This window comes from Streptomyces triticirhizae (assembly GCF_003696235.1).
Taxonomy (GTDB): domain Bacteria; phylum Actinomycetota; class Actinomycetes; order Streptomycetales; family Streptomycetaceae; genus Streptomyces; species Streptomyces triticirhizae.
Genome location: NZ_RFFJ01000289.1, coordinates 1 through 5,239 on the forward strand (window position 1 = coordinate 1; position 5,239 = coordinate 5,239).

A 5,239-nucleotide genomic window follows, 5' to 3' on the forward strand; every position below is an offset into this window, starting at 1 on the left:
CTCCGCCGACGCGGCGTCGGCGGAGGCGGTTTCGGCGGTGGGGGCCGGCGGCCCGGCCGGGCGGCTGGCCACGCGGCGACGGCGGCGGGGCGGCAGGGTGTCGCTCGGTGTGTCCTGCGGGTCCTGTGTGCTCTGGTCCTCGGTGCGTTCCGCACCGTCCGCCTGGGCGGAGTCGTGTCGATCGTGCATTGCGGGCGGTTCTCCCGTCACGCTCCCGGGCACCCCACCCAGTCACGGCGGGCGCCGCTCGGGAGCTGTCGTGTCACTCGCCGGTTCCGGACCGACCGGGTCCGGCTACGGCGAAAGTCTGCTGGTCGATGCGCCGGCCGGAACTGTCCGGCCCGGGTGGCTCCCGGACCAGGCCGTTCTGCGGCGCTGCGACGGCCTCACTGTCCGGTGGCTCCCGGCGCCGCCGCGGGTGGCTGCCCATCGGCCGTGACGAGCACGGCGGGGGCGGCGTCGCGGTCGGGCGCGAACGGGTCGAGCACCGTACCGGTCTCCTCATCGAGCGGCCCCTGCGCCAGCCTGGTCACCGCTGCGGGGACCGGCGGCGCCAGGTCGGCCACAGCGCGGAGACCGGACAGGACGTCGTCGGGTCGTACGGCGGGGGTGAGATGCCGTACCACCAGGCGCAGTATCGCACAGGGAGCGGACCCGGGCCTATCGGACCCACCCGGCTCGGCCGGCTCGACGCCGAGGGCGACCACGGCGCCCCTGGCGTCGAAGTCCCGCATCCCCTTCTTCGTCTGGCGGCGGACGGGGATCTCCTCGGCGGCGAGGAAGGCCGCCACCGCCCGTTCCGCCTCGGCCGGCGGCACCCCGTCGAGCCGCAGCCGCCACTCGGAGGCGGCCAGTCGCTCGGCGAAGTCGCCGGTGGCGGCCGGGACCGCCGCCACGATGTCGAGCCCGTCGGGCAGCGAGGCGTCCAACCGTTGCCGCAGCTCCTCGGGGTCGCGGGGCGCGGCGAGCGCGATCTCCAGATACTCCGCCTCGCTGGCCGTGCCGGTGGGCGCGGCGTTCGCGTAGGAGACCCGGGGGTGCGGGGTGAACCCGGCCGAGTAGGCCATCGGCACCTCGGACCTGCGGAGCGCCCGCTCGAAGGCGCGTTGGAAGTCGCGGTGGCTGGTGAACCGCAGGCGGCCGCGCTTGGTGTACCGCAGCCGCACGCGCTGCACCACGGGTGCCGGCGGCGGTCCTACGGGCTGTCGCTTGCCCAGTTTGTCCTCAGTCCCTCGGTCGCTCAGGGGCCGCGCTGGCCGTCGTCGGTGGCGCGCGGCGGGCGCCCGTGTCGTGGGCCCCCTCGGGTTCCCAGGTTACGACGGGGAGGTGGGCACCCAGTACCTGAGCTTCTCGCCGCGCTGGTCCTCGAAGACGCCGCCGGTGGCCTCGATGACCTTGCGGGATGCGGCGTTGCCGGCGTCGCAGGTGACGAGCACGGGGTCGAAGCCGAGACCCCAGGCGTGCGGCAGGGCGGCGCGGAGCATGGCGCGGCCGTGGCCCCGGTTGCGGGCCGAGGGGCGGATGTCGTAGCCGATGGTGCCGCCCCACTCCCGCAGCCGGGGAGTCAGTTGGTGGCGGATGGAGAGCCGGCCGAGCCAGGTGTCGCCCTCGACGAACCAGAGCGTGGTGGTCGGCACCATGCCGGCGGGGCGCGGGGTCTCGGGGCGGGCGTCGGCGATCAGCGATCTCACGTACTCGTCGAACCCGCCCTGCTCGGCCCAGCGGTCCTGCCAGACCGTGATCTGGTGGCCGAGCAGGGTGTCGTCGGAGGCGCTGCCGCGCCCCTCGCCCTGGAACTCGCGGACGGCGTCAAGAAACGTGTTACGCAGAGCACTGCGGGGTGTGATCAACATGGGCACCGGACCATCCTGCGGTCCTGGTCAGCCCTCGGCAACAGCGCCTCGGGAGGCGCCGGCGGGCCCGTTGACATAACGCCAGGTCAGAGCGAGACTACGGGCAGCGACAGCCCTTCAGGATTTTCCGGGGACCTTTCCGGGGCCTTCTCGGGGAGGTTCGCGGGGGTTCTCCGGGCCCGGTCGGGTGCGCGGCGCGGTCAGTCGAGGTCCCAACGGGTCTGCGCGTAGGCGCCCTTGGCGAAGCCGAAGGCCCGGACCGGGGTCACCTCGAAGAGCAGCGCCTCGCCGCCCTCGTCGTGGGTCAGCACGCCGTCGCCGACCCCGAAGGCCCAGTCGGGCCCGTACTTCGCGGCGTAGGAGGCGGCGAGCCGGCGCAGCACGGCCGCGTCGGTGACCGGCGCCGCAACGCCCTCGACGGTGACGTCCAGGCCCTCGGCGAGGGCGTTGCGGCCGGTGGTCAGGACGACGGCGGGGTTGACGGCCAGGTTGCGCGCCTTGCGCTCGGCGGCGCCGGTGGTGAAGTAGGCCCGCCCGTCGCGCCAGATCGCCAGCAGCGGGGTGACGTGCGGGCGGCCGTCGGGGCGGACGGTGGAGAGCCAGAAGACCTCCGCGTTCTCCAGCAGTTCGACGGCGGCCGACCAGGGCGTGGGGCGCGCGCCCGGCGCGCTGAACTCGGGGGCCAGCGTGGTGGTGGGCTCGGTCATGGGTGCCTCCGGCGTTCGCGCGGGTGTGGTCTCCCCCGCTTGGACCGGGGCGGCACCCGAAACTCATCGCCGGACGCGCGTCGTGAACGGCGCCGCCCCGTGCCCCTTCTCGGGGCACGGGGCGGCGCGCGGTGGGGGGTTCGACCCGGGGTGACGGTGGTGGGGGGACCCGGGTCGGGACGTCCCGTCAGCCGGTCTGGGTGGCCGACGAGTTCGGTGGCACGGTGAGCGTGGCGCCGTCGGAGAACGTCACCGTCTGCTCGCTGTCGCCGTAGTTGTGCGCGGTGTAGGTGGTCGACGACCCGTTGGAGAAGGCCGCAGCCGTCGGGCTGTCGGCGGTCACCGAGGTGTCCGGGGCGCCGACCGCGTCCAGGGTGTAGATCCAGTGGTAGACGTGCGCCCAGGACTCGCCGGCCTCCGGCTCGTAGCTGCCGCCGCCGTCGCCGTCGTAGGCCGCGCGGGCCGCCGCCGGGTCGGCGAGCGCCTGGAACTCCCAGAGGATCTCCTTCCACTCCACGGGCGGGCCGCCGTTCTCCTCGACCAGCTCCTCCAGGTTGCGGACGATGGCGTCCTGGTCCTGGGCGAGGTGCAGCGAACCGCCGGTCACCGGGAGGATGTTGATGCCGTGGATCTCCTCCGGGTTGCCGGTCCACCAGGTGGCGTGGGCGCCGCCGTTGCTCCAGACCATGCCGAGGGTGTTGTGCTGGTAGTCGGCCGGGAAGTTCTCCTCGTTGCCGTCGAACCAGTACTGCCGGATGGCCTCGGACTCGGTGGTCAGCAGGTAGACGCCGAGGTCACGCAGCTCGGTGTCGCCGGTGGCCGAGCCCCACAGGATCAGGCCGGCGCTGAGGTTGACCGACTCGGAGGAGGACTCCTGGTTGTTGCCGGCCGCGAAGCCCTGGTGCCCGGAGGCCCAGCTGTGGCCGGCGTAGACGTCGAAGCCGCGCAGGAACGGGTAACGGTCGTCGTCGCGCGCCGGGTTGGCGGCGTCGGCGATCAGCTCCTCCACCATGCCGCCCCAGGCGGACTCGGCGGCCCACTCCGGGTCGTACTGGGCGATCACGGCCGCCCCGTAGACGAAGTAGGAGTAGTGGAAGTGGTGGTCGTTCAGCTCCTGGTCGCTGCCGTAGGAGGCGGGGTAGCCGGTGAGCGTGCGCCAGTCGGAGTCGTAGGCGAACTGGGCCGCGCCGCCGGCGGTGAACCACTCCTCGAAGCCGGCCTTCATGGCGTCCAGGATGGTGTCCCTGGCGGCGGTCTCCCCGATCTGGTCGGCGATGCCGACGACCTGCGCGAGGCGGCCGAACTGCTTGCCGCTCCAGTAGGTGTCGCCGAAGCCGACGGTGGCGTCGGCCGCCACCTCGTTGACGAACGAGGCGAGTTGGGCCTGGTCCGGGCCGCCGCTCTCGGGCAGCGTCGGCAGCACGCCGACGACGCTCTGGGTGGTGGTGAACGAGGCGCCGTCCCGCACCCGCATGGTGCCGCGCGGGGAGACGTACTCGTAGTCCGTCAACTCGTCGGTGGTGTGCTGCCACTGGTGCGGGTAGAGGGCCTGGATGGTGCCGGTCTCCTCGCCCTCCCTGGCCTCGGTCTGGAGCGTGTAGGTCGCGCTGACCTGGCCGGCGGACTCGTCGTAGGACCAGTCGACGGTGGAGCCGGTGACGAAGCTGTAGGCGTACTGGGCGTAGAGGTCGAGCGCGGACTGGTCGGGCAGCACGGCGACGGAGTAGTAGCCGTTGCCGCCGAGGTCCGAGCTGATGGTGTCGCCGGAGACGGTCCAGGCGCTGCCGCCGGGCGCGAACAGCGCGTAGTCCCGGCCGTTGACGGTGACGCCCAGGGTGCTGCCCTCGTCGGCGAAGACCTCGGGCGCGGCGCCGGTGGTGATCTCGGCGTCGCCGCCGGTGCCCTCGGCGTAGACGAACGGGCTGCCGTGGCCGATGGTGGCGCGGAAGGTGTGGGCGTCGTCCTCCCAGTACGGGGTGACGGTCCAGTCGGACCAGCCGTCGGCCTTGGTGTCGGGGGAGTTGAGCCCGGCGAGGCCGAGGGTCAGGTCCGCGACGTGGGGGAAGTTGTAGGCGGCGCCGTCGACGGCGGCCTGGGTCTGGTAGCCGACCTCAAGGCCGTTGGCCACGGCCTGGTAGCTCAGCGGGTGCCCGTACATGGGCTGGGAGTGCGGGATGTCCGCGTACCGCTTGAAGACCAGCGAGGACCACCAGTCGTTGGTGGGCACCGGCTGGTCGGCGACGTTGTCGGTGACCTGGGGAAGGACCGGGTTGCCGTCGGAGTCCAACGGGCCGACCGTGCCGTCCGGCCTGGTGTCCGAGTAACTGCCGCTGCCGACCGGTATCTCGGCGGCGGTCGCGGAGCCCGGGACCAGGGTCAGCCCGGCCGCCACCGTGGCCACGGCGGTCAGGCCCAGGATGACGCGTCTGGGGTGGGTGAGTGGCCGCATGAATGTCGTACCTCGCAACCGGTGGGGGGGAAGGGGACGGCTGAGAGCGCTCTCTTGGCGCTTGAACCTAGAGACCGGCAAATTTTGTGTCAATGGATCGAACGGGAACCGGGACAAGTCCGGTCCCGCTCGTTCAGAAGTCGCAGACTCCCCGCGTTCGGCGATCAGTTGGGGCGCGGCGGCGGGTGGGGTGGTTCGGGTGGTGCGGGTGAGGCGCGCGTGGTCGGCCG

The 5,239-nt window shown here is 72.9% G+C and carries 5 protein-coding genes; all 5 read right to left on the reverse strand.

What is annotated here, in order from left to right; translation table 11 throughout:
• On the reverse strand, positions 1-189 hold a 189-nt coding region (locus tag EBN88_RS32230), incomplete at its 3' end, for a hypothetical protein (RefSeq protein ID WP_147472879.1).
• A 197-nt stretch (positions 190-386) separates the two neighbouring features.
• Complete coding sequence (locus tag EBN88_RS28265) at positions 387-1,175, reverse strand: TIGR03936 family radical SAM-associated protein (protein ID WP_122399872.1); 789 nt, start codon at positions 1,173-1,175, stop codon at positions 387-389.
• A 138-nt stretch (positions 1,176-1,313) separates the two neighbouring features.
• Positions 1,314-1,853 carry a GNAT family N-acetyltransferase gene (locus tag EBN88_RS28270; RefSeq protein ID WP_122399869.1) on the reverse strand — a complete coding sequence of 180 codons (540 nt, stop codon included), beginning with the start codon at positions 1,851-1,853 and terminating at the stop codon, positions 1,314-1,316.
• Positions 1,854-2,053: 200 nt separating this feature from the next.
• Positions 2,054-2,560, reverse strand: a complete 507-nt coding sequence (locus EBN88_RS28275) for a pyridoxamine 5'-phosphate oxidase family protein (protein ID WP_122399870.1) — start codon at positions 2,558-2,560, stop codon at positions 2,054-2,056.
• A gap of 187 nt (positions 2,561-2,747) precedes the next feature.
• Positions 2,748-5,009: a glycosyl hydrolase gene (locus tag EBN88_RS28280; protein WP_122399871.1), complete on the reverse strand. Its 2,262-nt coding sequence runs from the start codon at positions 5,007-5,009 to the stop codon at positions 2,748-2,750.
• Positions 5,010-5,239: the final 230 nt, after the last annotated feature.

Coding starts and splice junctions, on each gene's coding strand:
- EBN88_RS28270 (WP_122399869.1), bottom strand. CDS start 1,853: ATGTTGATCACACCCCGCAGTGCTCTGCGTAACACGTTTCTTGACGCC.
- EBN88_RS28275 (WP_122399870.1), bottom strand. CDS start 2,560: ATGACCGAGCCCACCACCACGCTGGCCCCCGAGTTCAGCGCGCCGGGC.
- EBN88_RS28280 (WP_122399871.1), bottom strand. CDS start 5,009: ATGCGGCCACTCACCCACCCCAGACGCGTCATCCTGGGCCTGACCGCC.